The 26,558-nt window shown below is 33.4% G+C and carries 29 protein-coding genes, 1 rRNA gene and 1 pseudogene; 20 read left to right on the top strand and 11 right to left on the bottom strand.

What is annotated here, in order from left to right:
- Positions 1 to 47 precede the first annotated feature (47 nt).
- Together ACFEL2_RS08000 and ACFEL2_RS07995 are read left to right on the top strand one after the other, a co-directional pair.
- The gene (locus ACFEL2_RS08000; RefSeq protein WP_341751569.1) at positions 48 to 539 is read left to right on the top strand and encodes a hypothetical protein; all 492 of its coding nucleotides are present in this window, start codon (positions 48 to 50) and stop codon (positions 537 to 539) included.
- A gap of 584 nt (positions 540 to 1,123) precedes the next feature.
- Positions 1,124 to 1,615: a hypothetical protein gene (locus ACFEL2_RS07995; protein ID WP_375331946.1), complete on the top strand. Its 492-nt coding sequence runs from the start codon at positions 1,124 to 1,126 to the stop codon at positions 1,613 to 1,615.
- Between the two features lie 53 nt (positions 1,616 to 1,668).
- Here the strand turns inward: ACFEL2_RS07995 and ACFEL2_RS07990 are convergent, their stop codons facing one another.
- From ACFEL2_RS07990 to infA, 3 genes are all read right to left on the bottom strand, one after another.
- The gene (locus ACFEL2_RS07990; protein ID WP_341751570.1) at positions 1,669 to 1,920 is read right to left on the bottom strand and encodes a type II toxin-antitoxin system Phd/YefM family antitoxin; all 252 of its coding nucleotides are present in this window, start codon (positions 1,918 to 1,920) and stop codon (positions 1,669 to 1,671) included.
- A gap of 136 nt (positions 1,921 to 2,056) precedes the next feature.
- On the bottom strand, positions 2,057 to 2,689 hold the full coding sequence (locus ACFEL2_RS07985; protein ID WP_341751571.1) for a Maf family protein: 633 nt from the start codon (positions 2,687 to 2,689) through the stop codon (positions 2,057 to 2,059).
- 15 nt (positions 2,690 to 2,704) lie between these two features.
- Positions 2,705 to 2,920, bottom strand: a complete 216-nt coding sequence (gene infA / locus ACFEL2_RS07980) for a translation initiation factor IF-1 (RefSeq protein ID WP_341748261.1) — start codon at positions 2,918 to 2,920, stop codon at positions 2,705 to 2,707.
- 286 nt (positions 2,921 to 3,206) lie between these two features.
- On the opposite strand from infA, the gene gatB reads away from it, so the two are divergent.
- Together gatB and tsaD are read left to right on the top strand one after the other, a co-directional pair.
- The gene (gene gatB / locus ACFEL2_RS07975; protein WP_375331945.1) at positions 3,207 to 4,664 is read left to right on the top strand and encodes an Asp-tRNA(Asn)/Glu-tRNA(Gln) amidotransferase subunit GatB; all 1,458 of its coding nucleotides are present in this window, start codon (positions 3,207 to 3,209) and stop codon (positions 4,662 to 4,664) included.
- Positions 4,665 to 4,799: 135 nt separating this feature from the next.
- The gene (gene tsaD, locus ACFEL2_RS07970; RefSeq protein WP_375332406.1) at positions 4,800 to 5,834 is read left to right on the top strand and encodes a tRNA (adenosine(37)-N6)-threonylcarbamoyltransferase complex transferase subunit TsaD; all 1,035 of its coding nucleotides are present in this window, start codon (positions 4,800 to 4,802) and stop codon (positions 5,832 to 5,834) included.
- Positions 5,835 to 5,848: 14 nt separating this feature from the next.
- On the opposite strand, the gene ACFEL2_RS07965 is transcribed toward tsaD, so the two are convergent.
- The 3 genes from ACFEL2_RS07965 to ACFEL2_RS07955 form a co-directional block, all read right to left on the bottom strand.
- Positions 5,849 to 7,084, bottom strand: coding sequence for a multidrug effflux MFS transporter (locus ACFEL2_RS07965; RefSeq protein ID WP_375331944.1), 1,236 nt, complete (start codon positions 7,082 to 7,084; stop codon positions 5,849 to 5,851).
- Between the two features lie 101 nt (positions 7,085 to 7,185).
- The gene (locus ACFEL2_RS07960; RefSeq protein ID WP_341752338.1) at positions 7,186 to 7,629 is read right to left on the bottom strand and encodes a nucleoside deaminase; all 444 of its coding nucleotides are present in this window, start codon (positions 7,627 to 7,629) and stop codon (positions 7,186 to 7,188) included.
- A gap of 10 nt (positions 7,630 to 7,639) precedes the next feature.
- Complete coding sequence (locus ACFEL2_RS07955) at positions 7,640 to 8,548, bottom strand: cation diffusion facilitator family transporter (RefSeq protein ID WP_341751574.1); 909 nt, start codon at positions 8,546 to 8,548, stop codon at positions 7,640 to 7,642.
- A gap of 135 nt (positions 8,549 to 8,683) precedes the next feature.
- On the opposite strand from ACFEL2_RS07955, the gene ACFEL2_RS07950 reads away from it, so the two are divergent.
- The 3 genes from ACFEL2_RS07950 (at position 8,684) to ACFEL2_RS07940 (ending at position 10,804) form a co-directional block, all read left to right on the top strand.
- Complete coding sequence (locus ACFEL2_RS07950) at positions 8,684 to 9,154, top strand: RT0821/Lpp0805 family surface protein (RefSeq protein ID WP_341751575.1); 471 nt, start codon at positions 8,684 to 8,686, stop codon at positions 9,152 to 9,154.
- 152 nt (positions 9,155 to 9,306) lie between these two features.
- Entirely contained in the window at positions 9,307 to 10,002 is a 696-nt protein-coding gene (locus ACFEL2_RS07945) for a phosphatidylserine decarboxylase (protein ID WP_341751576.1), read from the top strand.
- Positions 10,003 to 10,039: 37 nt separating this feature from the next.
- On the top strand, positions 10,040 to 10,804 hold the full coding sequence (locus ACFEL2_RS07940) for a CDP-alcohol phosphatidyltransferase family protein (RefSeq protein WP_341751577.1): 765 nt from the start codon (positions 10,040 to 10,042) through the stop codon (positions 10,802 to 10,804).
- Positions 10,805 to 10,925: 121 nt separating this feature from the next.
- On the opposite strand, the gene ACFEL2_RS07935 is transcribed toward ACFEL2_RS07940, so the two are convergent.
- Positions 10,926 to 11,258, bottom strand: coding sequence for a HesB/IscA family protein (locus tag ACFEL2_RS07935; RefSeq protein ID WP_341751578.1), 333 nt, complete (start codon positions 11,256 to 11,258; stop codon positions 10,926 to 10,928).
- A 243-nt stretch (positions 11,259 to 11,501) separates the two neighbouring features.
- Here ACFEL2_RS07935 and ACFEL2_RS07930 point away from each other — a divergent pair, with 243 nt between their 5' ends.
- The 4 genes from ACFEL2_RS07930 to dut are packed head-to-tail and all read left to right on the top strand — an operon-like array spanning position 11,502 to position 15,721.
- Entirely contained in the window at positions 11,502 to 12,653 is a 1,152-nt protein-coding gene (locus ACFEL2_RS07930) for a deoxyguanosinetriphosphate triphosphohydrolase (protein ID WP_341751579.1), read from the top strand.
- 3 nt (positions 12,654 to 12,656) lie between these two features.
- Positions 12,657 to 14,390, top strand: a complete 1,734-nt coding sequence (gene argS / locus ACFEL2_RS07925) for an arginine--tRNA ligase (RefSeq protein ID WP_341755463.1) — start codon at positions 12,657 to 12,659, stop codon at positions 14,388 to 14,390.
- Positions 14,391 to 14,414: 24 nt separating this feature from the next.
- A complete protein-coding gene (locus tag ACFEL2_RS07920) occupies positions 14,415 to 15,224 on the top strand; it encodes an SPOR domain-containing protein (protein ID WP_341751581.1) in 810 nt (269 codons plus the stop codon).
- A 53-nt stretch (positions 15,225 to 15,277) separates the two neighbouring features.
- Complete coding sequence (gene dut / locus ACFEL2_RS07915; protein ID WP_341751582.1) at positions 15,278 to 15,721, top strand: dUTP diphosphatase; 444 nt, start codon at positions 15,278 to 15,280, stop codon at positions 15,719 to 15,721.
- A gap of 76 nt (positions 15,722 to 15,797) precedes the next feature.
- On the opposite strand, the gene ACFEL2_RS07910 is transcribed toward dut, so the two are convergent.
- Positions 15,798 to 16,502, bottom strand: a complete 705-nt coding sequence (locus ACFEL2_RS07910) for a winged helix-turn-helix domain-containing protein (protein WP_341751583.1) — start codon at positions 16,500 to 16,502, stop codon at positions 15,798 to 15,800.
- A gap of 473 nt (positions 16,503 to 16,975) precedes the next feature.
- On the opposite strand from ACFEL2_RS07910, the gene rpsF reads away from it, so the two are divergent.
- The 6 genes and pseudogenes from rpsF to ACFEL2_RS07880 all read left to right on the top strand — a co-directional run bounded on the left by rpsF (position 16,976) and on the right by ACFEL2_RS07880 (position 20,177).
- Positions 16,976 to 17,344 carry a 30S ribosomal protein S6 gene (rpsF, locus tag ACFEL2_RS07905; protein WP_341751584.1) on the top strand — a complete coding sequence of 123 codons (369 nt, stop codon included), beginning with the start codon at positions 16,976 to 16,978 and terminating at the stop codon, positions 17,342 to 17,344.
- A 27-nt stretch (positions 17,345 to 17,371) separates the two neighbouring features.
- On the top strand, positions 17,372 to 17,656 hold the full coding sequence (gene rpsR, locus ACFEL2_RS07900) for a 30S ribosomal protein S18 (RefSeq protein ID WP_341748426.1): 285 nt from the start codon (positions 17,372 to 17,374) through the stop codon (positions 17,654 to 17,656).
- A gap of 13 nt (positions 17,657 to 17,669) precedes the next feature.
- Positions 17,670 to 18,224 (top strand): 50S ribosomal protein L9, encoded by a 555-nt coding sequence (rplI, locus tag ACFEL2_RS07895; protein ID WP_375331943.1) that lies wholly within the window; start codon positions 17,670 to 17,672, stop codon positions 18,222 to 18,224.
- 103 nt (positions 18,225 to 18,327) lie between these two features.
- Positions 18,328 to 18,558 (top strand): annotated as a pseudogene (locus ACFEL2_RS07890) (ISAs1 family transposase); the annotation flags it as partial.
- A gap of 111 nt (positions 18,559 to 18,669) precedes the next feature.
- Complete coding sequence (locus ACFEL2_RS07885) at positions 18,670 to 19,905, top strand: multidrug effflux MFS transporter (RefSeq protein WP_375331942.1); 1,236 nt, start codon at positions 18,670 to 18,672, stop codon at positions 19,903 to 19,905.
- A 143-nt stretch (positions 19,906 to 20,048) separates the two neighbouring features.
- Positions 20,049 to 20,177, top strand: a complete 129-nt coding sequence (locus tag ACFEL2_RS07880; RefSeq protein WP_375331941.1) for a hypothetical protein — start codon at positions 20,049 to 20,051, stop codon at positions 20,175 to 20,177.
- Between the two features lie 439 nt (positions 20,178 to 20,616).
- On the opposite strand, the gene ACFEL2_RS07875 is transcribed toward ACFEL2_RS07880, so the two are convergent.
- From ACFEL2_RS07875 to ACFEL2_RS07865, 3 genes are all read right to left on the bottom strand, one after another.
- Positions 20,617 to 22,119, bottom strand: a 16S ribosomal RNA gene (locus tag ACFEL2_RS07875).
- Positions 22,120 to 22,327: 208 nt separating this feature from the next.
- Positions 22,328 to 23,491, bottom strand: a complete 1,164-nt coding sequence (locus tag ACFEL2_RS07870) for an FAD-dependent monooxygenase (RefSeq protein WP_341751588.1) — start codon at positions 23,489 to 23,491, stop codon at positions 22,328 to 22,330.
- The gene (locus ACFEL2_RS07865) at positions 23,491 to 23,751 is read right to left on the bottom strand and encodes a monovalent cation/H+ antiporter complex subunit F (RefSeq protein WP_341748154.1); all 261 of its coding nucleotides are present in this window, start codon (positions 23,749 to 23,751) and stop codon (positions 23,491 to 23,493) included. The genes ACFEL2_RS07870 and ACFEL2_RS07865 overlap by 1 nt, the downstream gene beginning before the upstream one ends.
- A 108-nt stretch (positions 23,752 to 23,859) precedes the next feature.
- On the opposite strand from ACFEL2_RS07865, the gene ACFEL2_RS07860 reads away from it, so the two are divergent.
- Genes ACFEL2_RS07860 through ACFEL2_RS07845 form a run of 3 tightly spaced genes read left to right on the top strand, consistent with a single transcriptional unit; the run spans position 23,860 to position 26,545 of the window.
- On the top strand, positions 23,860 to 24,861 hold the full coding sequence (locus ACFEL2_RS07860) for an NAD(P)/FAD-dependent oxidoreductase (protein WP_375331940.1): 1,002 nt from the start codon (positions 23,860 to 23,862) through the stop codon (positions 24,859 to 24,861).
- A complete protein-coding gene (locus ACFEL2_RS07855) occupies positions 24,861 to 25,745 on the top strand; it encodes a bifunctional 5,10-methylenetetrahydrofolate dehydrogenase/5,10-methenyltetrahydrofolate cyclohydrolase (RefSeq protein ID WP_341751590.1) in 885 nt (294 codons plus the stop codon). The genes ACFEL2_RS07860 and ACFEL2_RS07855 overlap by 1 nt, the downstream gene beginning before the upstream one ends.
- On the top strand, positions 25,742 to 26,545 hold the full coding sequence (locus tag ACFEL2_RS07845; RefSeq protein WP_410520614.1) for an outer-membrane lipoprotein carrier protein LolA: 804 nt from the start codon (positions 25,742 to 25,744) through the stop codon (positions 26,543 to 26,545). Before ACFEL2_RS07855 ends, ACFEL2_RS07845 begins: the two co-directional genes overlap by 4 nt.
- Positions 26,546 to 26,558: the final 13 nt, after the last annotated feature.

Below are 26,558 nucleotides of genomic sequence, written 5' to 3'. Positions count from 1 at the left end.
GGCGATCAAAACTCTTAATTATTAAAACATTAGGGAAGGGGTCGCATATGAACAACCAACAAGCCATTATCTTATTATATTCATCACATGCCCGTTTTGAACTCACAAGGCAATCTTTGATCAATTTTTGTAAGGAAAATAATTTTACAATAATAAAAATTATCGACGCACCAAATAAATACGATGACAATATACTTCGCGAATTAATTTATACAGTAAGCAAACAAAATAATTATAATAGCCCTATCAATCTAATCATCGATGACAGTATATTTGGTAATATTTGTTATTTCGTAACTTGGGTGGTAATTACTACTTTATTAGAAGCTAAGCTGATTAATAGGCTTTATATTCAAGAAAATATATTGCATACTACCAATACTGAAAAAGATAAATTTGATAATTTTTTAGCAACTGACATAATAACAGAGCATTATTTATTAAAATTCTGTTTTTCATATTTTAACATTATAATGCATGCTGCTAAAGCAACAATAGATTTCGATGATGAAGAATTACATAAAGGCGGCAATGCATAATATATAGAGGCTTTTAAGTGTTTTTGAGACTTTGTACTTGTGTACATGAAAGTTTATAAATCATTTAGATCAACTAAGGTAACCAAAACCTAGCTCACTACTACTTTCCCAAACAAATTGGGCAGTTCCTTCAGCTTTTTCTGTTTGCTTTAAAATTCCCCGTATGTTGTTTGTTTAAATATCGTTGCCACTTGACAGTTTCACCTGCAGTAAATGATGTTGGTTCAGAAATTACCGTAAGATATAATTAAAAAAACTTATTATTGACTTTTGCTAACTGTAGTTTAAAATTAAAAATGAAGTAACTGCAAAGTTACTTTGGGGTGTCGAAACCTCCATTTAAGAGCGGTAAGCATCAACCGATAAAATGATGCTCTTCCGATTTGCCATGGTCGGGGAGATGCTAGCTATGTTCAAGGCTTGGGGTGTAAACTTCAAGCCTAAAGGCTATCGTAACTGTCTCTTAAAGGTTTTTCGAACTCCCCGATCGCCAAGATATGTATAACCTATAAAATTTTCTTTTATCATTTTATCTTTGGCGATCAAAACTCTTAATTATTAAAACATTAGGGAAGGGGTCGCATATGAACAACCAACAAGCCATTATCTTATTATATTCATCACATGCCCGTTTTGAACTCACAAGGCAATCTTTGATCAATTTTTGTAAGGAAAATAATTTTACAATAATAAAAATTATCGACGCACCAAATAAATACGATGACAGTATACTTCGCGAATTAATTTATACAGTAAGCAAACAAAATAATTATAATAGCCCTATCAATCTAATCATCGATGACAGTATATTTGGTAATATTTGTTATTTCGTAACTTGGGTGGTAATTACTACTTTATTAGAAGCTAAGCTGATTAATAGGCTTTATATTCAAGAAAATATATTGCATACTACCAATACTGAAAAAGATAAATTTGATAATTTTTTAGCAACTGACATAATAACAGAGCATTATTTATTAAAATTCTGTTTTTCATATTTTAACATTATAATGCATGCTGCTAAAGCAACAATAGATTTCGATGATGAAGAATTACATAAAGGCGGCAATGCATAATATATAGAGGCTTTTAAGTGTTTTTGAGACTTTGTACTTGTGTACATGAAAGTTTATAAATCATTTAGATCAACTGCTATAGCTTCTTTCTTTTCTTTTAGTCTTTCTTCAGCAAGTTTAAGTAAATCTCTATCATCTAATATTGCAACCATTTGTTCGTATAGTTCAGCTGGAACATAATAAGCCGTTGGTTTATTATGATTCAATAAAGCAATAGGCTCACCACTAGACTTAGCAAGCAATGCTGTAGGACTTTTCTTAAATTCTGATATACTGGCAGTAAGATTAGTATAAATATGATTCATTGTTATACTATGATTAATATTTTAATTTTCCAATTTTTGACAAAGCTAGTTGTTTTTCTGATTGGCTTGATAAAGTTTAAACTCAGCTTTTTCTCAGTTTCTTCAAATCATTTGAGTATATTATATCGAATTCAGGTTATTTAAGAGGTATATTTTTAAAACCTAAAGAAGTAAGCATATGCATGGTTTCCAGTAGTGGTAATCCCATAATATTTGAGTAAGATCCATATATGCTAGGAACAAAGGCTTCGGCATACCCATGAATTCCGCAGCCGCCTGCTTTGTTGATTCCTTCATCTAGGCTACAGTAAAATTCTATCTCTTGCTGGCTCAATCTTTTAAACTTGACTATGGTTTGCACTAATTTTTGTCGCAGCAGAACTTGTTCGAGAGTCTTTTTTATTATACAGATACCTGTATAAACCCTATGACGCCTTCCAGATAAAATATTAAGGCAATATCTAACATCTTCACTTGTTAGAGCCTTGGGTAGTATTTTTCTACCGTGAACCACAACAGTATCAGCTGCTATAATTATAGCTTCACCACTTATTTTTTTGGCAACAACCTCGGCTTTTTCCTGTGCTAATCTTGTTACCAACTGGTTTGGTAACTCTCGTAAGTACTCTGTTTCATTTATATTAGCGGGAATAATTTGTGTAGGAAATACCTTGATTCTTTTTAGTAATTCAAGTCTTGCAGGTGATTGTGAGGCTAGAACTATAGGTATATTCTGTTGTTTTAAAAAAGTGGATTCTATATTTGACATAAAATATGAAAGACTCTAATGGCGGTGAATAACACGACCTTTTGTTAGATCATAAGGCGTCATTTCCACTGTAATTTTATCTCCGACAAGTATTCTAATACGATTCTTACGCATCCTACCAGAAGTATGGGCGATAATAAAATGACCATTTTCTAACTTCACTCTAAAAGTTGCGTTAGGCAAAAGCTCAAGGACAACACCTTCAAAGTTAATTAGCTCTTCTTTGCTCATTACAACTTAACTAAATTATAATTTTTAATTTCTAAAAAGGCTTGCCGTAGTAGACAATTTCAGAACCACGCTTGATATAAAATTATTAGTTATTCAAACGCTTATACACCAATATTGAAAGAATCTACATTAATATAAAAAATTTGCAAGTAATATCAGGATCACCTCACGAAAAAAGATGTAAAAAATAAAGATTTATAAAAAACTACAATTTTTATCGAAAATATGATAAAGATTTAATCTTAAAAATTTTTCACATTTTAATAGTAAACTAAAGAGATTTTAAATGGATTATATTATTGGTAATACAGGTAAATGGGAATATGTTATAGGCGTAGAGATACATGCCCAAATTTCTTCAAAATCTAAACTTTTCTCTGGTAGTTCTACCGAATTTGCTGCTCCTCCTAATTCACAAGTATCTTTGATTGACGCAGCAATGCCTGGAATGTTACCAGTATTAAATGAATATTGTGTCCATCAGGCAATTAAAACTGGTCTTGGACTTAATTCGAAAATTAATCTTAATTCAAGATTTGATCGTAAAAATTACTTTTACCCTGACCTACCACAAGGGTATCAAATCTCACAATTCTATTATCCAATTGTTCAAGATGGCTATTTGGATATAGTAACTGAACAAAGAACAACCAAAAGAATCAGGATTAATCGTTTGCATTTAGAGCAAGATGCGGGCAAATCTATCCATGATCAATCTCCTTATTATAGCTTCATTGATTTAAACCGATCTGGTGTAGGATTGATGGAGATTGTTACTGAACCAGACCTTAGCTCGCCGGAGGAAACGGCTGAATTTGTTCGTAAACTCAGGGCTTTATTAAGATATATAGGAAGTTGTGATGGTGATATGGAAAAAGGATCAGTACGTTGCGATGCTAATATTTCAGTTAGGCTTCCTGGAAACCCACTCGGGACAAGGTGTGAGATCAAAAACATAAATTCGATTCGTAATATTATGCGAGCAATAGAGTTTGAAGCAAATAGGCAAGTGAATTTAATCGAAAATGGTCAGACAATAATACAGGAGACTAGATTATTTGATGCTGATATTGGTGAAACTAGGACAATGCGTTTAAAAGAAGAATCTCATGACTATAGATATTTTCCTGATCCAGATCTATTACCAATAGTTTTATCTGAGGAGCTGATAGAGCAATTAGCTCGGGAGCTACCGGAACTTCCGGATGCAAAAATTAAAAGATATATTGCAGAATATAGTTTAAACACATATGACGCTGAGGTTCTTGCTGCTGATGAACAGGTAGCATATTATTTCGAAGCAGCAGTGACCTTATGCAATCCTAAGATACTTGCTAATTGGATTATTAGTGAGTTGTTTGGTCAACTTAATAAAAATGCCATTAGCTTAAATGAGTGTAAGATTACCCCAAAAATGCTTGCCCAAATGGTGAAGTTAATAGAAGATGGGGTGATTTCAGGGAAAATTGCCAAAGTAGTTTTTGAAACTATGTTTGAAACTGGCGAGCAACCGGAAAAAATTATTAAAGAAAAGGGCTTAGTGCAAATGTCAGATAGTGGTATACTATCTGCTATAATTGACGAAATATTATCGGAAAATCCTGATTCTGTTGCTGCTTATAAAAGCGGTAAGGATAAGTTATTTGGCTTTTTTGTAGGACAAGTAATGAAAAAAACTGAAGGCAAGGCCAATCCTAACTTAGTGAATGATTTGTTAAAAGACTTTCTGCATAAGTCAAAATAGTTGGTGATTTTGTCGTCGAAACTCGCCTTCGCTCCTCACGTACGTTTATGTACGCTGCGGTACTCGGCTTCGTTTCTTCTAAAAATCTCTCAACTATTTTGACTTATGCTAGGTAAGTCTAAAGGAGAGATTACAATAATTAAAATATTGGGTATTGAATCAAGTTGTGATGATACTGGCGTGGCAATAGTCACCTCAGATAAAGAAATTTTGTCAAATGTTGTTATTTCCCAACATCAAGAACACAAGCTTTTTCAAGGGGTAGTACCGGAAATTGCCGCTAGATCGCATTTGCAAAATTTAGAAAAAGCAGTTAGATATGTTTTAGATGAAACTCGTCTTGAGTTATCTGATATAGATGGAATCGCAGCCACTTCCGGTCCTGGCTTAATAGGAGGAGTAATAGTTGGCTCAATGTTTGCTAGGTCCATTGCTAGTGTCTTAAAGAAGCCTTTTATTGCAGTTAACCACTTAGAAGGACATTTACTTACTGCTAGATTAACCAATAAGGCTGAATATCCTTACTTACTTCTATTAGTTTCCGGCGGACATTGTCAATTTGTTGCCGCTTCCTCCCTTGGCAAATATAAAATTTTAGGACAAACTATAGATGATTCGGTTGGAGAGTGTTTTGATAAAGTAGCTAAAATGTTGGGTTTGCCTTTCCCTGGAGGCGTAGAAATTGAGAGAAGAGCAAAATTTGGCGATCCGTCTAAATATATTTTACCAAAACCCATTATCCATCAAACTGGCTGTAATATGTCGTTTTCAGGTTTAAAGACTGCAGTACGCATATTAATATCCAAATTAGAACCTATAGGTGATCAAGAAATTAATGATATAGCAGCCAGCTTTCAATATGTGGTTGGAGAAATCTTGTCAGTAAAAATGCTTAATAGCTTTAGAATGTATGAAGAATTTATAGGTAAGTCGCTATTGCCACAAAAAACTTGCGTGCTTGCCGGTGGGGTTGCTGCTAATGATTATTTGAGGTCTATACTTAAGTATCAAGCTGCAACTCAAGGATATGCACTTTTACTACCCCCTATACATTTATGCACTGATAATGCTGCTATGATCGCTTATGCTGGGCTAGAACGTCTACAAAACAATCTTACTAACCGACTCGATTTCTGTCCTAGAGCTAAATGGAGCTTAGAGGATTTATAAAAATGGGTAATCTATTAATTATTCTTCGCCATTTGCTGCTTATTAATAGCCATATAAAACACTAATATCATGCTAATTGAAATGATCAGCATGAATAATGGTAGTTGTATCAATGATCCATCATGCATATGCCCTATTAATCCTGTAAAGCTTGCAACAATTACATAATACATAAAACCAAAAAGTGAAGATGCCGTGCCAGCAAATTTACCATAATCTTCCAAAGCTTGGCTTAAGCAGTTTGGAACTATCATTGTCTTACCTGTCATAATAATACCTAGCCATAATAAAGTTTGTAATAAAGAACCTGTCACATTATCTTTATTAATTAGATTAAAATAGCTAGATAAAAAGAATAGTAGAGATCCTAAACACATAACTTTAATAGCTGTAAAGATAATATTATCAGAAGTTCTTTGCAGTTTATGCATCTTTTTGGATATAAGTCCACCTAAAGCTAAGGGAATACATATAAAGAATGTTATCATACCAAAAGATGAAGTTGAAATATTTAGTCCTGAGATAAAATAAAAAGGTGCTTCAGTAAAATAACCAAATAACATACCATTCACTGCTCCAATTAAAAATGCTAAACCGAGCAATCTTGGATCTCTGATCATTTTAGCAAAACATTCTTTGTAAAGTGGAATAACCAAACGTTCAGTTCTAAGATTTAGGTTAGTTTCTGGAAGTCTAACTGATATTAACACCATGATAAATATGGCAATCACTATCAGAACAAGAAATACCGCCGACCAATGATAAAATTTTATAACAAAACTACCTATAACTGGTCCTATAGCAGGAGAAAACGCCGTGGCAATAGCTATCGTTGAGAACATTTTACCACGCTCTGCTGGTTTTACTACATCTCTTGCTATAGCAATGCCTAATACTGAGCCAACACTAGCTCCAAAAGCTTGTATAAATCTTGCAGCAAATAACATATTAATATTATCTGCTAGATAACAAATGAAGCATGATAAAGCATAAATCAAAAATCCTGTAAGTACGCAAGGCTTACGCCCATAACAATCAGATAAATTACCCCATATTAAAACACCAATAGCAAAACCGAACAAATAAATAGTAAGTGTGTATTCAGCTAAATTAGCACTAATTGCTAAATCCTTGGCTAAATCAGGAAGTGAGGGAGTATAAATAGTCTCGCTTAATACCGGTATGGTAACCATTAGTATAATAATATATAGTGGTGCGACTATGATATTCTCAATTTTATCTAGTTTCATTAATAACTTCCATTGGTTGCAGATATTGTCCTTTATATACTCTAGCATGCTCACCATTCATTTCCAAATCCAATTTTCCAAATCATTTAAGTATACCCTATCTATTCCAGTGATCTGACTTTTTTAAAAAATTCCTTCATTAAATTCTCAGAAATTTCTGCTGAAAAACCACTATATATTTCAGGATGGTAAAAACAAGATTTACTGTTAAAGAAACGCCCACCATTCTCAACTCCTCCCTGTTTTGGGTCGTTTGCTGCATAAAATAATCTACCTATCCTAGCAAAAGATATTGCAGCAGCACACATTGTACATGGTTCTAAAGTAACATACATATCACAGTCTGATAGATTCTTACTAGATAGAATTTGACAAGATTGATTTATCGCGACAATTTCAGCATGGAGTAGCGGATTCTTTGTTTGTTCAACAATATTATGAGCCTTTGCAATAACTTTGTTACTTATTCTATTGACTATAACAGCCCCTACCGGAATTTCATTTTCATTTAAAGCAAATTGTGCTTGCTTTAAAGCTTCCTCCATGAAAAAATTGTTAAATGGAGTTGATGTTTTCACGGTAGTTAACTTTTTCTTCATAACCATATGGATCTAGATGAATAATTATTTCTGCCCCTGGAAACTCTAATAGCAATGCACTGGAAATTTGATCACTATGATGATGAGAACTATATAATGACATATCTCCATCCATTTCTATGTGACATTGTATAAACGGTTTACTTGCAGCGTATCTAGTTTTCATTTCATGGATGCCTTTTACTTCTTTAAAGCTACTAATTATTGATATAATTTTTTTTCTATCTTTTTCCGGTAATTCTTCATCAATAAGATTTTTAAAAGCCTTTCTGAATAAAACATAAGAAGTATATATTATATATACTGATATACCTGTACCAAATAATGAATCTATAAACCAAAAACTAGTAGTTAAGTTTATAGAAACGATTACCGCAACATTTGTTAGTAAATCTGTAAAATAATGTAATTTATCTACTTTTATTATTTCCGAACCAGTTTTTTTTATCACGTAACTTTGATAAGCCACCAAAATAAAAGTTAAGATAATACATGAAGACATTACATTAGTGCCAAACTCTATATTATTTGGAACTGATCTATCTATAAGAGATTTTGCTGAAGAAGAAAAAATAAATAAGCCAGAAACACAAAAAAATACTGATTGTGAAAAAATTGCTACATCTTGGATTTTCTCATGTCCAAATCTATGATGATAATCAGGGGGCTGCAGTGCAAAACGAATAGCAATCAAATTAATAAAAGACGATGAAATATCAAGCATAGCATCAATTAAAGATGCTAAAATAGACTGGGAATCAGTTACAAGCCACCCATAAGATTTAATAAGCAAAATGAATGTAGCTACAATAAAAGATGCGTAAGATGCAGATTTAATTAAATTTTGATGCTCTAAAGTAGCCATATAAAATTTCAATTGTTTTATAATATAAAATACATTATTATCCGGCTTAGTATACTCTAATCAAGAGATGTGTCAAATTTAACACCTCTTAATAAGGTTTCTTGTATATCTTTAACTTAAAATTATATGGTTTTTATGAATTTAACATTCAAAATTACGGCAATTATTTTGGCAGCAACAATGTTGCATGGCTGTACCGGTATGAATAAACAAGGTGGTGGAACATTAATTGGTGGTGTAGCTGGTGGACTTTTAGGATCGCAATTTGGTAAAGGGACCGGTCGTCTTGCCGCAACTGGTATAGGTGTTTTAGCTGGTGCACTTATTGGTGGTCAAATTGGTCAGACTATGGATGAATATGACAGGAAATTGCTAGAGCTAAGTTCGCAGAAAGCATTAGAGACTACTCCTAGTGGTCAGAGTGTAGAGTGGCGTAACCCAGATAGTGGTAATTACGGGTATGTAACACCAAGCAAAGCTTTCAAAGACGATAGTGGTCAGTATTGCCGTGAGTATACTCAGGTAGTTGTTGTGGGTGGTAAGCAAGAAAAAGCTTATGGGAAAGCTTGTCGTAGACCAGACGGTCAATGGGAAATTGTGCGATAAGTTTTATCAAAACTTATCATCGGTTGACCTTTATACCCCGTTTAGAATATAACATCAGGCTAGCACTAGCCTGATGTTTCTATTGTAAGCCCTACCAACTTTTAAATTACCCTTAAGTAAATGGGATAACGTAACAAAATTAGAGAGTGAGAATGAAGCAATATAGTGATTTTTCGAAGATTATTCATCGTGAAGGCTACATATTTATCGTAAGCTTTGCAGTTGTGACTTTTTTACTTTCTACTGTTCATAATAGTTTTGGATATGTAGGATTAGTTATAACGATTTGGTGTATATATTTTTTTAGGAATCCGGATCGATTTACCCCTATTAGTGACGATCTAGTAGTCAGTCCAGCAGACGGAACAGTGCAAAAAATAACTGAAGCAATTCCTCCGCTAGAACTTGGTCTTGGTAATCAGGAAATGATTAGAGTTAGTATTTTTTTGAATATTTTTAATGTTCATGTAAATCGTATTCCAGCTAATGGAAAGATTTTATCCCTACATTATAATCCAGGAAAATTTTTCAATGCCTCTCTTGATAAGGCAAGTATATATAACGAACGTCAGTCTGTTTTAATGGAAACAAATAGTGGTCATAAAATTGCTTTTGTTCAAATAGCAGGATTAATAGCAAGAAGAATATTATGTGATTTAGAAGAAGATACTGAGGTTAGAGTTGGTGATAGGTATGGTATCATCCGATTTGGTAGTAGAGCTGACGTCTATTTGCCACTTAAAACTGCACTTTGTGTTACTGAGGGTCAGACTTCAGTTGGTGGAGAAACTATTATTGCTGATTTTAGGATCAAGAAAACATCTGAACTTAAGTTTGAAAAAAGGTAATATTCTTACTGCTTTAATATAAGTATATAGGTATAAATTGCTTAAAATACACAAAGTTAAAATAACAAAACCAATTCCGTTTATAAAATTGCTTCCTAATTTTATCACTTTATTGGGTCTTGTGGTTGGTATTAGTGCCATTAAATTTGGGTTGGATGGTCTATGGGAAAGGGCTGTATATTGCACCTTAGTTGCTGCTATAATAGATGGAATTGATGGTAGGATAGCAAGAATGCTAAATGCTACTAGTCCGTTTGGTGCTGAACTGGATTCATTATGTGATTTTGCTAATTTTGGAATAGTTCCGGCTGGTCTTATATATTTATGGTCTTTTCAGCAATATGAATATAAAGTATTTTCATGGGGTTCTATATTATTGTTTATCGTATGCATGGCATTAAGGCTTGCAAGGTTTAATACTGCTATTCTTCATAAGGTACATAATAAGAAACTAGAATATTTTTCTACTGGCGTACCTGCACCTTGCGGGGCTTTACTTGCTCTAGTACCCATGATTATAGATTTTGAAGTGAGTGGTATTTTAGGTATTAATGTTCGTATCCATACCGTTATGATAGGTTTGTATATTGTGGTAATCGCTTTTTTACTTGCCAGTAGGTTACCGACATTTTCAACAAAAAATATTAAGATAAAACACGAATATTTATCATTAGCGATGATGGTATTTGCTGTTATCATTATAAGTCTTATTATATATCCATGGTATTTGTTACCATCCATTGCTTTTATATATATGTTATCTATACCAGTGTGCTATTTTATTAGTAGGAAATTCTATTAGATTTGTTGCATAATAACTAGGGACAAGTAAGTTAGTCAAGGAGAAGGACTTACTTTTTACAGTCTATGACTATAACTTTTAATCATTTTGCCAATTCTTCAGGTTAATTGAGTATATACAGTTATACAGAGAATGAATTACCACACCCACACTTGTTTTTTGCAAGGGGGTTTCTAATTTCAAAATAGGAACTACCTAATTCTTCGATAAAATCTATTATACAATCAACCATAAGCTGCTGAGATATTTCATCGATAACTACTTTAATATTATCTTTTTCTATAATACAGTCATCTTTTGTTATGTCATTGCTTGAAACTAGAGCATAATTATAAACAAATCCAGAACAGCCTCCACCATCAACAACTACTCTAAGAACCAAACTTGGATTACTTTCTAATTTTATTAGCTCATCTACTCTTTTAAAAGCATTATCAGTAACTTTTATTGACATGTTCTTATATTATAAAGACCATTAGAATAATCCTAAAAACCTAATTTTGCAAGAGTTTCATTTAAAAACCTTGAAAAGCTTGCTAGGTAATTCTATACTGGTGTTAAATAGGCTTGCTATTATCCACATCTTTGGATTCGTGGGACATTATCCTAAACTTGTTTTAGGATGACGTCGGTAACTTCAAATGTCGATAGCTTCTGAAAAATGTGGGTAATAGTACGGTTAAATAGGAGTTAATATATGCTTGCTTCATATGCAGTAGATCCAGCCAAGAGTAGGGGGAGATTGTTTAATGAATATCCTACATCTTATAGAAATGAATTTGAACGAGATCGGGATCGTATAATTCATTCAAAGGCTTTCAGACGTTTACAATATAAAACCCAGGTTTTTATTAATCATGAAGGGGATCATTATCGAAATCGCCTTACTCATTCGATTGAAGTTTCTACGGTTGCACGTTCTATTGCTAAAACCCTTAATTTATCAAGTGATTTAGCTGAAACTGTAGCTCTTGCTCATGATCTTGGGCATACTCCTTTTGGTCATGCAGGGGAGATCGCACTAAATAAATGTATGGAAGATTATGGTGGATTTTCCCATAATGCTCATTCATTAAAGATTCTTACTAAAGTAGAGAAAAGATATGCGGCTTATAATGGATTAAATTTGACATGGGAAGTGCTAGAAGGAATTGTTAAACATAATGGTCCTTTAATAAATAACATACCTAAATATATAGTAGAGTATGATTTACAACATGATCTTGATTTATCTCACTATTCCTCAGCTGAAGCTCAAATTGCTTCATTAGCTGATGATATTAGTTATATTTCTCATGATTTGGAAGATAGTGTTGGTGCTAAGATTATTGATTTTAATCATCTAGCAGAAATTAAATTTATTGATCAATATGCTTTTGAAATTAAGTCCAAGTTTAAGGATATAACAACTTCTCGTCTTATTTATGAAATCGTACGTAAATTGATGAGTGATTTAATTACCGATCTATTGCTACAAACAAATGATAACTTACAAAAACAGAAAATAACTACAACAGCTGATATACGACATCTTGATTATCAGATTGTTGATTTTACTGACGAGACAAAAGAACATATAACGGCAATTAGACAATTCTTGTATAATAAAGTATATAAACATAATAAACTGACTTCTATAACTTTAAAGTGTCAAAATATTATACAAGGGTTATTTAGGGTATATATGGATAATATTGATTTATTACCATTTAGTTGGAAGGAATTAATTATACCAGGGGATGTAAAATCCAAAGCTGATATAGTAGCAGATTATATAGCTGGCATGACTGACCGCTTCGCTATTCAAGAATATCAAGATCTTTATTCCTTCAATTTTAATAATATTTGATTTATGAATATATTTAATAAATTACGTGAAGATATCATTAGTGCAGCTAGACAAATATGCGATAATGAAGATGTGTTAAAATTGGCGGCTATAGAAATTCCTAAAGATAATCTCAATGGTGATCTTTCAAGTAATATAGCTATGATTATCGCTGCAAAACAAAATATTAAACCTAAGGAACTAGCTATTAGATTTAAAGAACTATTAACGCCTCTTCCATATATCGCGTCTATAGAAGTTGCTGGTCCAGGATTTATTAACTTTACTATCAAAGCTGATATGTGGCATAACTCTATCAATGATATATTGCTGGATAAGGAGGATTTTTTTAAGATTAATTTTGGTAATAATCAAAAGGTTAATATTGAATATGTATCTGCAAATCCAACTGGTCCTATGCATATTGGTCATGCTAGAGGTGCTGTTTATGGTGATGCTTTAGCCAAAGTTCTAGATAGTACTGGCTATATTGTTACCAAAGAATATTACCTTAATGATGCCGGCTCTCAAGTAGATGATTTAGCTAGTTCAGTTATTTTACGCTATAAACAAGCATTAACAAAAGAAGAGATCGTAATACCAGAAGGGCTTTATCCTGGAGAATATTTGGTAGATATTGGACAAAAGTTGGTGGAAAAATTTGGTGATAAATTATTAACAATGACCGATAGGCAACGTCATGAACTCGTTAAGGATTTTGCAGTAGAAGAAATGTTAGCTATAATTAAGCAGGATTTAAAGGAGCTAGATATTGAACACGAGGTATTCTTCTCAGAAAAGTCACTGCATGATAGTGGTAAGATTGATGAAGTTGTACAAATGCTTACTAAAATGGGACTAATATATGAGGGGCAGTTGTCCCCTCCTAAAGGTAAAATAGATGAATCTTGGGATTCAAGAACTCAGAAATTGTTTAAATCTACGGCTTTTGGTGATAATCAAGATAGACCAATAGAAAAATCTGACGGTAGTTGGTCATATTTCGCCTCTGATTTAGCTTATGCTAAGAATAAAATAGATCGTGGTTTTGATCATCTAGTTTATATTCTAGGTGCAGATCATTGTGGCTACGTAAAAAGAATTGAGGCAATAGTTAAAGCTCTTGGTGGAGAAAAAGTTAAAGTTGATGTTAAGATTTGCCAGTTAGTAAATTTTGTTGAAAATGGTATCGCTATAAAAATGTCAAAACGTAGCGGTAATTTTACTAGTGTGCGAGATGTAACAAATGAGGTAGGTAAAGATATAATAAGATTTATAATGCTAACCCGTAAAAATGATATTGCTCTTGACTTCGACCTAGTAAAGGTAAAAGAACAATCAAAAGATAATCCTGTATTTTACGTACAATATGCTCATGTTAGGACAATATCTATACTGGAAAAATCTAAAGAATCCATGCCAAAAGCATATGGTAAATTCTTAGAGAATGAGTATGACTTGTCGTTACTTTCCAGCGAAGAGGAAATAGAAATAATTAAACTTCTTGCTTCATGGTCAAAAGTTTTAGAGATTTCGGCAAAATATTTTGAACCCCACAGAGTAGCTTTTTATCTGATTAATTTAGCTTCAAAATTCCATGCTTTATGGAATTTTGGCAAGGAAAATAACGATTATCGGTTTCTAATTGAAGATAATATAGAGTTAACCACCGCTCGCCTTGCTTTAGCAAAATCTATTCAAAAGATTATAAAAGTTGGTTTTGATGTTATAGGGGTAACACCTATGAATAAAATGTAATGAAGTATTGTAATTTGTAAGTTGATGACTAACCGCACTTTACTCTTATTAATTATTCTCTCAATAATTAGTGGTATTACATATTTAGTTTATACTAATTACAGCCGAAATAGTGGTCAAGTAGTAATAATTTACCCTGATCCATCACCTACAAAAATTAAACCACAAGATAGTGGTGGGATAGTAATACCAAATGCAAATAATATAATTTATGAGAGTTTACAACAAAAAAAGACCAACAAACCTATAATATTACAACCTGAACCGGAAAAGCCATTAAATATTGCTAAACAAAAACTAGCAGAAAGTGATGAAGAACTTGACTCGATAGACACGATTTTATTTAGTATAGTAGAAACTGATCAAGCTAAGTATGAAAAACACAAACTAAGTAAAGATGAAGAAGGAACAGAAACAATTTTACCTAATATAGTAAGAAATGACTTGGTGCAAAAAGAGAATTTAATAGAGCAAAAATTTGTTCCAATAGTTCAACCATCTAATAATAAAGCTGGTTTAAATGTCATAAAAGTTACTGAATCACATCGCAAAATTGATGAAACACAGTTAAATAAGTCGAATCAAGGTGGTTATAAAATTCAACTAGCCTCGGTAAAATCTGAATCAGAAGCTAACCAAGAAGGAGAAAGAATCAAAAAAAAATATGCAAAAATTCTTAATAATACGGTAGTAAATATTAAGAAGATACAATCTAGTACAGGAAGTTTTTTCTATTTAGTATTAGTAGGTAATTACCAAAGTATAAGCCAAGCTAAAGCGATTTGTAAGAAACTATCTGACAATCAGCAAGGTTGTATAATTACTAACCGTTGATGGATTTTTAAGGCAGTTCCAATCAATATCATACCAAAAAAAATATTATATTTATGAACATTAAAATTAAGAAATTAGAACATTCTGTAGATCTTTTGCCCAGTTATGCTACTGAGCATAGTGCTGGTATGGATCTAGTGGCAGCAAATATTAAACCAGTCACTATAAAACCACAAGAAGTACAGTTAGTACCCACGGGAATTTGTATAGCATTACCTAGTCATTTAGAAGCTCAAATCAGACCAAGATCAGGTTTAGCACTAAAACATGGTGTTACCGTGCTGAATTCACCTGGTACAATTGATGCTGATTATCGTGGTGAGATAAAGGTAATTTTAATTAATCATCATCCTAAAGAAGATTTTGTAATTGAGCGTGGCATGAAAATTGCTCAAATGGTTATTGCTAGATATGAGCAGATATTATGGGATGAGGTTAATTCGTTAGATGAAACCTCTAGAGGTTCTGGTGGATTTGGTTCAACTGGGAAATTCTAAATTAACCTGATTCGATATAAGAATTATTAATTCTTATATCGAATTCAGGTTAAATAGATAATTTTTTACTTTAATTCTAAGAATTTGGCAAATCAAGGCAATATCCTATAGCACGGATCGTTTTTATAAATACCTCAGATTCTTTATTTTTTAGAGATGTTCTTATTCTATTTATATGTACATCAATAGTACGTAGATCAATAGCTGTATCTCTGCCCCACACTTTGTCTACAATATCTTGACGGGAAAATATTACTTTAGGTGCTTTGATAAAAAGTTGTAAAATCTTAAATTCTGTTGGTCCTAAACGAATTATCCTGCCGTTATTAGTTACTTTATAGGTAGTAAGATCCATACTTACTTCCTTATATTTTATAACTTTATCTTGTAGAATTAAATTAGATCGTCGGAGTAATGATCTTATTGAAATCATTAGCTGATCTGAAGTGAATGGTTTAGTAAGAGAAACAACAAAGTTATTATCTTCTAAAGTATAATTAGACGGTGATTCTCCGGAATGTAGCAAAAAAATTATTGGTACTTTCTCTAAACCATTAATTTCTCTTAGTTTAGTTGCTATTTCTGTAGCAACTTTATCTTGTACCATCGAATCAACAATAATTATGTCAGGGTGATTTGCAATAGAGGAAGCTATAGCTTTTTCTATTGTGTTAGCCTTAACAAGATTAAACCATGCTCTCTCTATGACATTAGATAAAGAAACGTTAATGCTTTTAGTTGATTCTATAATAAGAACTCTAGGTGGTAATTTATCAAACATTTTAAATACTAATTAAATGAAGACTTTAGGCATGACTAAATTCTTCTCTGTATACCCAAATGATTGAGGGATTGGAGCATAAAACAAGGTATAAGCATGCTAGACATACATGTAAGTAATGTGAAGTACTCAAATCCTCAAAGTTTTTGCTGAGTCAATTTTTTAAAGTAAAAAGAGCATAGTTCAGTTATGCAAGAGTCTAATGTTACATATATTGTGAATTTATTGTAATGATATTAATTTGACTTTTTAAAGTGCAATATTATCGAATTAATTAATAAATTTCTACTAAATTTATTAATATAAGTCTACTAATTTAATTATTTATTTACAATCCGTGTAAAACGGTTATATTTTTGCAATCAAAAGGTATTAGTGATTTATTAATTATGCTCTATAATAAAGATAACACTTGAATTAAATGTTTTTTATTGTTATAAATGGCTTTATTTTATAGCTGGAGATTCTTATATATGGCTTTTTACGAATCAGTTTTTATCATACGCCAAGATATTTCGTCTGCTGATGTAGATAAAATTACCGATGACTTTACTAAAATTGTTAAAGATAGTAACGGTGAAGTTATTAAAACTGAATATTGGGGTTTAAGAAGTTTAGCCTATAAGATTGGTAATAATAAAAAAGGACATTATGTTTTTATGGGGCTTAAAACTGATTTTTCGGTAATAAATGAACTGGAAAGGAAAATGAAGCTAAGTGAAAATATTATTAGGTTTGTTAATATCAATGTTGATTCAATAAGTGCTGAACCTTCGCCGATTCTAAGAAGTAAAGGTTCAGATCATGAAGAAACAGTTGATGTAACAATTAATAAAGACTAAATAGTAATAAAATTGGAAAAGATTAAAATGTTTGAGAATGATGCTGTTGACTCTCAGTCAATGACTAGAATGGTTGATAGAAGTAATAAAAGAGTGTTTTTTAGAAAACGTAAGGGATGTCCTCTTTCTATTCCAAATGCTCCAGTAATTGATTACAAGAACCCTGATTTGTTAATAAAATTTGTATCAGAAGGTGGTAGAATGTTGCCTAGTAGGATTACCAATGTATGTGCCAAAAAGCAAAGAAAACTGAAGAATGCTATAAAAATTGCTAGAATCCTAGCGTTGTTGCCTTTTGTATTTCAAATTTGAGCAGAGGAATAAGATGGAAGTTATTTTGATTAAACCTGTAAGAAAACTTGGAAAGATTGCAGAGATTCTTAAGGTAAAAAAGGGGTTTGCTCGTAATTATCTTATCCCCAAAAAATTAGCAATTAGGGCAACAGAACCTAATAAACAGTTCATAGAAGCCCAAAAACATGATCTTGAAATGAAAGAGCTAAAAATAAGATCTGAGGCAGAAGATATTAATAATGTTATAAGTGGTAAGGAATTAATATTTATTAAGCAGTCTGCTGATGATGGTCGGTTGTTTGGTTCAGTGAATAATAAAGAAATTGCTGAAAGTTTGTCTAAGGCTTCTTTGCACTTAATATCACATTTAAGTATAATTCTTGAGAACCCGATAAAATCAACAGGTGTATTCGTGGTAGAGGTTAGGTTGCACGCTGAGCTTAGTACAAATATAACGGTAATTGTTGCAAGGTCAGAATCTGAAGCACAAGATTACTCAAGGAACAATAAGCAAGATACTATTGACCTTCTTGAAAGTTCTGATCAACAAGAAACCTCTACTCCTAACGATGTGGAGCAGTTATAACATTTATCCATAGTTAAAGACGTCGATTAGTGAGGAGTCACTTTAGTGGCGACGAAACAACCCATAAAAATGATTATATTATATTGGATTGTTTCGTTGACCTATAGTCTTTTCTCGCAATGACAACGTAATGTTAATTACGTCAGTATCCGTATCCGCTGAAGCGATGTTAAAAAGCATAAGATCTCATTGGGGAATTGAATCTATGCATTGGGTACTCGATGTGGTATTTAATGAAGATGCGAGCAGCATACGTCAAGGCAATGCTCCTGCAAATATGGTCAGTATCCGAGGGTTTGTATTGAATATTTTAAATAGAATAAAGACAAAAAGAAGAGACCAAACCAAAAATGATGCTTACTATGGGTTGGTCATCAAATAACTTCAAGTGTTTTATTAATGCCTTAATAAAATTTAACTAATTGTTCATCAGGTCGCCGTGGTTATGAAGCCAGATAGAATTAAAAACACCCTCATTATACCATTATACATTATTATATTAATTATTGCAATACCTATATTAAGTGAAACCATTTATACTCCCTCACTTCCTAACTTAGCCAAGGATTTGGCAATTAGTGCTAACTTATCTGAATACACACTTACTATTTATTTGTTTGGTTTTGCTGTTGGCGTGTTAATATGGGGTAACTTATCTGATTATTACGGACGTAAGCCTTGTCTACTTGCGGGATTTTTAGTTTACGCCTTATCATGCTGCATTTGTTATTTAGCAGATAATATAAATATGTTACTGGCTGCAAGATTTATGCAAGCTTTTGGTGCTAGTGTTGGTTCAGTATTAGGGACAGCCATAGCTAGAGAGGCAATACCACCAAAAGATCGTGGTAGGGTATTCTCAACTATAACTATTGCTATGGCCTTTGCTCCTGCTATAGGTCCAGTTATAGGTAGTTTTGTAATAAAATTTTATCATTGGTCAGCCGTATTTCTTGTACTAATCGTAATAGCAATATTCATTATGGTGTTAATATCAGCTAAACTTCCAGAAACTAACCAAAATCTAATGGTTAAACGCTCAGCTATTGGATTATATAAAGAATGTTTTAATAAAATGATCAGAGATCTAAGATTTCTCGGTTTTGTATTTTTAGTTGGAGCAGTAAATGGCATTTCATTTGGCTATTTTGCTGAAGCACCTTTTTATTTTATCTCAGGACTAAATATTACCACTTCATCATTTGGTATGATAGCATTATTTCCGTGTATTCCCTTAATTTTAGGTGGGCTTATATCTAAAAAGATGCACCAAATGCAGAGAACCTCTGACTATATTATTTTTGCAGGCATTAAGCTTATGTGCTTAGGAGCTATGTTATTCTTTTTATCTAGTTATTTTAGTCTAATTAATAAAGATGATGTAACAGTATCGGTATTACAAACTTTATTATGGATGAGTATGGTTAATATTGGTAGTACGATGGTAACTCCTAACTGTTTCGGTCAGGCTTTGGAAAATTATGGTCAATTTGCTGGCACTGCTGCCTCACTCTTTGGTTTTATGTATTATGTAATTGCTGCAGGTTTTACAGTGTTAATAGGATATATGCATGACGGAACATTGGTACAATTACCATTATTTATAATGATCATTTCAATTAGTATGATGTTAGTATTTTATATTGCCATTAATAAGGAGCAAATGGTGAAGAATAATTAATAGATTACCCCCAGTTCGATATAAGAATTAATAATTCTTATATCGATACTTCAGGTGGGCAGCTGCTTCAAACCTAAAAGAAGTCTAATAGAACAAAGGGACATGTATTTGTCTGTATGTTGGCATTAAAAATATGGCACTATATGAAAAATAACTTGAAACAGGGTCGTGGAGTAACTAAGGATGGTAAATATAATGTGACCATTGAGGAAGCATTAAGAGAGTTGGAAAAATATGTTTTTTATATTACACTATCAAAGGTTGTAAAGTAGCAAGATTATCAAAATTAACGTCTCTTCAGCAACATTTATTCAATTTATTTGATCTAACAATGCCCCAAATGACAAAATTTGCAAAATGATAAAATGTAGTCAGTAAAGAAAATTTAATTTTCTATCCCATACACCGCATACTAACCTCGTTTTATGGCACAATTTTGATCCTATCTATCTCGAAGATAAGTCACGTAGGAATAATGGTTTGACTACGTTTCGTTCGCTCGTCACCCGTACGCCTAACTAACCAACTCTTAAAATTCATCAAGTATATATATTGGGAAATATTTATTTTGCTAGGCTTGGTGAATATAAAAAAATACTTAAAGAAAGAGCTGTTTTTAAAAGCTTCATAAACAATCAGTTAAAGGTAGTGACAGCGAAAGTCGAACTTAGGCAAATATTACAAAAGTAATATTTGCTATGTTAAGTCTTTAAAGGAGGTAATCCAGCCGCAGGTTCCCCTACGGCTACCTTGTTACGACTTCACCCCAGTCGCTAATTTTACCGTGGTTGGCTGCCTCTTACGTTAGCTCACCACCTTCAGGTAAAACCAACTCCCATGGCGTGACGGGCAGTGTGTACAAGGCCCGAGAACGTATTCACCGCGGCATGCTGATCCGCGATTACTAGCGATTCCAACTTCATGCTCTCGAGTTGCAGAGAGCAATCCGAACTGAGATATCTTTTAGGGATTTGCTCCACGTCACCGTCTTGCTTCCCTCTGTGGATACCATTGTAGCACGCGTGTAGCCCAACCCATAAGGGCCATGATGACTTGACATCGTCCCCACCTTCCTCCGGCTTATCACCGGCAGTTTCCTTATAGTTCCCGGCATTACCCGCTGGCAAATAAGAATGAGGGTTGCGCTCGTTGCGGGACTTAACCCAACATCTCACGACACGAGCTGACGACAGCCATGCAACACCTGTGTGTGGTCCAGCCGAACTGAAGGGATGCATCTCTGCTTCCCGCGACCACCATGTCAAGGGTTGGTAAGGTTTTTCGCGTAACATCGAATTAAACCGCATGCTCCACCGCTTGTGCGAGCCCCCGTCAATTCCTTTGAGTTTTAATCTTGCGACCGTACTCCCCAGGCGGAGTGCTTAATGCGTTAGCTACGAAACCGAAAGAAATTCTCCCGATATCTAGCACTCATCGTTTACGGCGTGGACTACCAGGGTATCTAATCCTGTTTGCTCCCCACGCTTTCGTGCATCAGCGTCAGTTGTAGCCTAGATGACCGCCTTCGCCACCGGTGTTCCTCCTAATATCTAAGAATTTCACCTCTACACTAGGAATTCCATCATCCCCTACTACACTCTAGATTAGTAGTTTTGAAAGCAGTTCCGAGGTTAAGCCTCGGGCTTTCACTTCCAACTTACTAAACCGCCTACGCACTCTTTACGCCCAGTAATTCCGAACAACGCTAGCCCCCTCCGTCTTACCGCGGCTGCTGGCACGGAGTTAGCCGGGGCTTTCTTGGTCAGGTACCGTCATTATCTTCCCTGCTGAAAAGGGCTTTACAACCCTAAGGCCTTCGTCACCCACTCGGTATTGCTGGATCAGGCTTTCGCCCATTGTCCAATATTCCCCACTGCTGCCTCCCGTAGGAGTCTGGGCCGTGTCTCAGTCCCAGTGTGGCTGATCATCCTCTCAGACCAGCTACAGATCGTTGGCTTGGTAGGCCATTACCCTACCAACTACCTAATCTGACGCGGGCTCATCCATCAGCGATAAATCTTTCCTCCGAAGAGAATATACGGTATTAGCATTTATTTCTAAGTGTTATTCCGTACTGATGGGCAGATTCCCACGTGTTACTCACCCGTTTGCTACTAACTAATTCAGAGCAAGCCCTAAATTAATCCGTTCAACTTGCATGTGTTAAGCATACCGAAAGCGTTCGTTCTGAGCCAGGATCAAACTCTCAAGTTTGATTCTGTCTACTTTTTATTCAAAAAATTGACAGGTTTAATTTATCACTTTTAGTGATAAGTACATTTTGCTGTCACTACCTATATCTGATTATTTACTTTTAAAAACAGCTTACGAGTTAAACGAGCAATCGTCTTTTCGTAGGGGTAATCATATGCAAAATCTATTATGCTGTCAACTGCTATTTTGATTTTTTTTGCATAACCTTCTAATTTTTTAGATTAAACCTTTGACCCATGGCATACTCTACTAACAAATTCTTAATAGGCTGTATATTATCAATAGCTTTAAGCCCCAAACGTCTTAGATACCACAAGGGTTTTGAATGGTTTGAGAAAATACTATTTAAGCTTTCAGTAATCATATACATATGAAAATTATCATTTTGTCTTAATTTTTGATATCGTTCTAGCATTCCTGTACTTATACCACTACTAGCCACTAATTGAGTTAAAGTTTCAATATCCTTTATTCCTTGATTCAAAGCCTGACCAGCTAGAGGATGAATTGTATGGGCACTATCTGCCACAACTGCTATTTTATTATAAAAATATTTACTAGCTATACGAGCCTTTAAAGGAAAAGAGCTAATAGTACTATCTAAAGCAATAGACCCTAAAGAATTCCCACAATTTTTACTTACTAAATACTCAAATTCTTTCTTTGGTAAGCTCATCAATAATGCAGCCTGCTCTTGCCTAGTAGTCCATATTATAGATGAGGCCTTTTGGTCTCTGAGAGGTAAAATGGCAAAAGGACCAGATGGCATAAAATGTTCAATAGCACAATTTTCGTGATCTTTCTCATGCTTAATATCAAACGTTAAGGCGATTTGGTTATAGGTTTTCTCTATTTTATTAAAAAAATAATATTGACGAACTTTAGAATTATGTCCATCACAAACAATCAATAAGTCACTATTCATAGTCTTATTGTCATCTAGATATATGGTTGAATGTTCAGGTTTACTATCAACTTTTTTATAATCACACTGATCAATTACCTTAATCAAAGGGTTTTTTCTAACATTTGCTAGTAATATTTTTTTAAATTCACTATTTTTTACTATATAACCTAATGCATCATTTCCCTTAATATTTGACATACATAGCATCTCTGGTGCTTTATTATCAACAACATAGACGTCCAACATTTTGCTAGCTATCTTCTCAATCTCAAACCATACATTAAGGCCTCTTAGAAACTGCATAGAAGCAGGGGTTAAGGCGGTCGTTCTGATATCAGTACAAAAATTATCAGAATTTATCGATTGATACTCAAGGATGGTAGTCTTAATATCCTCTTTCGCAAACGATAATGCCGTAAGCATACCACTGAAACCACAACCCAATATTATTATTTGTTTTTCCATCACATCACATTATTAGATTGATTGATAAAATACTTTAAATATGCTCCACTTGCTATAAAACTTAAGAGAAAATAAATTATAGCAATATCTAAATAACAATTATTCATTTTAAATGACCCAAGAAAACAAATGAATAAGGTTATTATACTAGTTAAACTATTTAGCACTAAGAGTTTGACAAAAATATTTACATTTTTAAGTAATAAATAGATCATTAAACCAATAAACAAAATATTGATAACTAAATAAAAATTTATCATGATACAAAATTAATTTAAACTGATTAGTTGATTATTTATCCATTCTAACATAAAATCCCGGTATCGTTAAGAGTTTGACTATTTTTTTATTTATAAAAATTTTATTTTATGCACAACACTGATATTATAATAATTGGTGCAGGTCCAGTTGGTCTATTTGCTATTTTCCAAGCTGGGATGCTTGGTATGCGTTGCCATGTTGTTGACTCGCAGGAGATAATAGGAGGGCAATGTAGCCAACTTTACCCAGAGAAACCTATATATGACATACCAGCATATCCTAAAATTATGGCAGAAGAGTTGATAGCACAATTGGCATTGCAAGCACAACCGTTTAATCCGGTCTATCATCTAAATCAGCAAGTAGTGCAGTTGGAAAAAGAAGAGGGGCAATTCCAAATTACCACTTCTAAAGACACCATAATTACTGCTAAAGTTATTATTATAGCTGCTGGATGCGGTTCTTTTGGACCTAATAGACCTCCATTACCTAATATAGAAGCATTTGAGGGAAAATCAGTATTTTATTTTATCAATAACCGCAATAGTTTTGCCAACAAAGAAATTGTAATAGCTGGTGGAGGCGATTCGGCTGTAGACTGGGCAATATCACTATCTGAAATTGCTAAAAAAATATATTTAGTGCATAGGCGTGAGAGATTTCGGGCAGCTCCTGAAACTATAAGACAACTGAAAGAATTAGCAGATAATGGCAAAATTGAGTTGGTAATTAATTATCAACTAGACCATTTAGTAGGAAAAGATGGTATCCTAGAAGCAATCGGAGTAAAGGATTTTGAAGGGAATATTCGCACCTTACCAGCAAATATATTATTGCCATTTTTTGGACTTAGCCAAGAACTTGGTCCGATAAAAAATTGGGGATTAAATCTCAAAACTAATCATATAATTGTAGAACCTTCATATTTTGGAACAAATATTTCAGGCATTTATGCAATTGGCGATATTGCTAGTTATCCGGCAAAATTAAAATTAATTCTTACTGGTTTTGCCGAAGCAGCTAGCAGCTTACATCACGCCTATGGCAGGGTATTTGAGGGTAAGGCCTTACACTTCGAATATTCAACTACCAAAGGAGTGCATAAATAGTGAATGAACGTAGTAATATAATCAATGGTAAATATGTTGCAGAACAAATATTATCTAAGTTAAGGGCAGAGATTAATTTAATCAAGGAGCAACACAAGTTAGTACCAACTCTTGCTATTATACTAGTGGGTGATAACCCAGCTAGTAGTATATATGTAAGAAATAAGATCAAAGCAGCAGGAGCAATTGGTATGAACGCTTTGCAAATAAATTTGCCCAGTGAAATTGATATTGACCATATGCTGCATGAAATCAGCATGCTCAACAATGATTCAAATATTTCTGGAATTATCGTACAACTTCCTCTACCTGAACATATCAATAAAAATTTAATCTTATCTGCCATCGATCCTAGCAAAGATGTCGATGGTTTCCATCCTATAAATGTTGGTTATCTACATAGTAACTCAGGCAATGGCTTTATACCTTGCACGGCTCTTGGTTGCATTGAATTACTTAAACACGTTGAGAAAAATTTAGCTGGAAAAAATGCTGTAGTTATAGGGCGTTCTAATATTGTAGGTAAACCATTATCAGCTTTATTACTTAGAGAAGATTGTACTGTGACGATATGCCATTCAAGAACTCAAAATTTAAGTTCTATAACTTCCCGTGCTGACATAGTAATATCAGCTACCGGATCCCCTTTGACATTAACAGAAGAATATTTTAACCCTCAATCTATAGTGATTGACGTTGGTATTAGTAAACTTCCTAATAGCGACAAGATGGTAGGAGACGTTGATTTTACCAATGTTGTTGATAAAGTGAGATATATAACCCCAGTTCCAGGTGGTGTTGGACCAATGACTGTCGCTTATTTGCTAAAGAATACACTTAAAGCAGCAAAACAAAATATAACACATATTAGGTATAAAAGATGAGCTGGCTTTGTAAAGGTATTATTGCCATTTATTGGTTTCTAACCATAGCCTATGCTGAAGTAGAGTTCTTGCATAACTCTACTTCTACTGGTAATTTGGGCGTTGGGACTAGACTCGAATCCTCACGTACACTAGAGTACGCTACGATTCTGCGTTCCGATCCTCCTACAAATTCCCTAGTAGAAGCGAATTCTGCTAGAGCTCTAATATTAGAGAATAGACCTTTTGATAACAAAGCTATTGATCAACTTAAAATATATTTACGTGAAATAAAATCCATGGCTGTGGACTTTAGCCAAGAGGATTCAGCAGGGAATAAAGCTGAAGGTAAGTTATTAATAAATAAGCCTTCTAAGTTTCGATGTAATTATTACCCACCATTCCCTTTGGTAGTTATTGGTAATACTAATTATGTTTCCGTGTATGATTATGATATGAAACATGTAAGTCGTATTAAGGCAGAGGAGAATGTATTTAATTTTTTATTAGAAGATAGTATAGATTTTGATAAATATTTCAAAATTGAGTCAGTAATAGATCAAGATAATATGTTTAAAATTACTATTTATCATACTTTATCAGAGCGGCGTAGTCAGATTACCTTTGATAAAAAAACTAAACAAATAAAAAAGCTAGAAATACTTGAAGATGAAAATGTTATTACGATAATATTTAATCATATTGCAAAAGTACAAAAATTTGATGATGATTTATTTAAGCTTAAGAATCCAGACATATTCGGAACACCAAGTAGACTGACAAAAAACGATATAGAAAAAAAATACAATTTAGCTACTTAAATAACTTGCCTCT

Source organism: Candidatus Tisiphia endosymbiont of Temnostethus pusillus (assembly GCF_964264675.1).
Lineage (GTDB): Bacteria > Pseudomonadota > Alphaproteobacteria > Rickettsiales > Rickettsiaceae > Tisiphia.
Note: the sequence above shows the minus strand (reverse complement) of the source record. Positions and strands in the feature narration are given on the sequence as shown.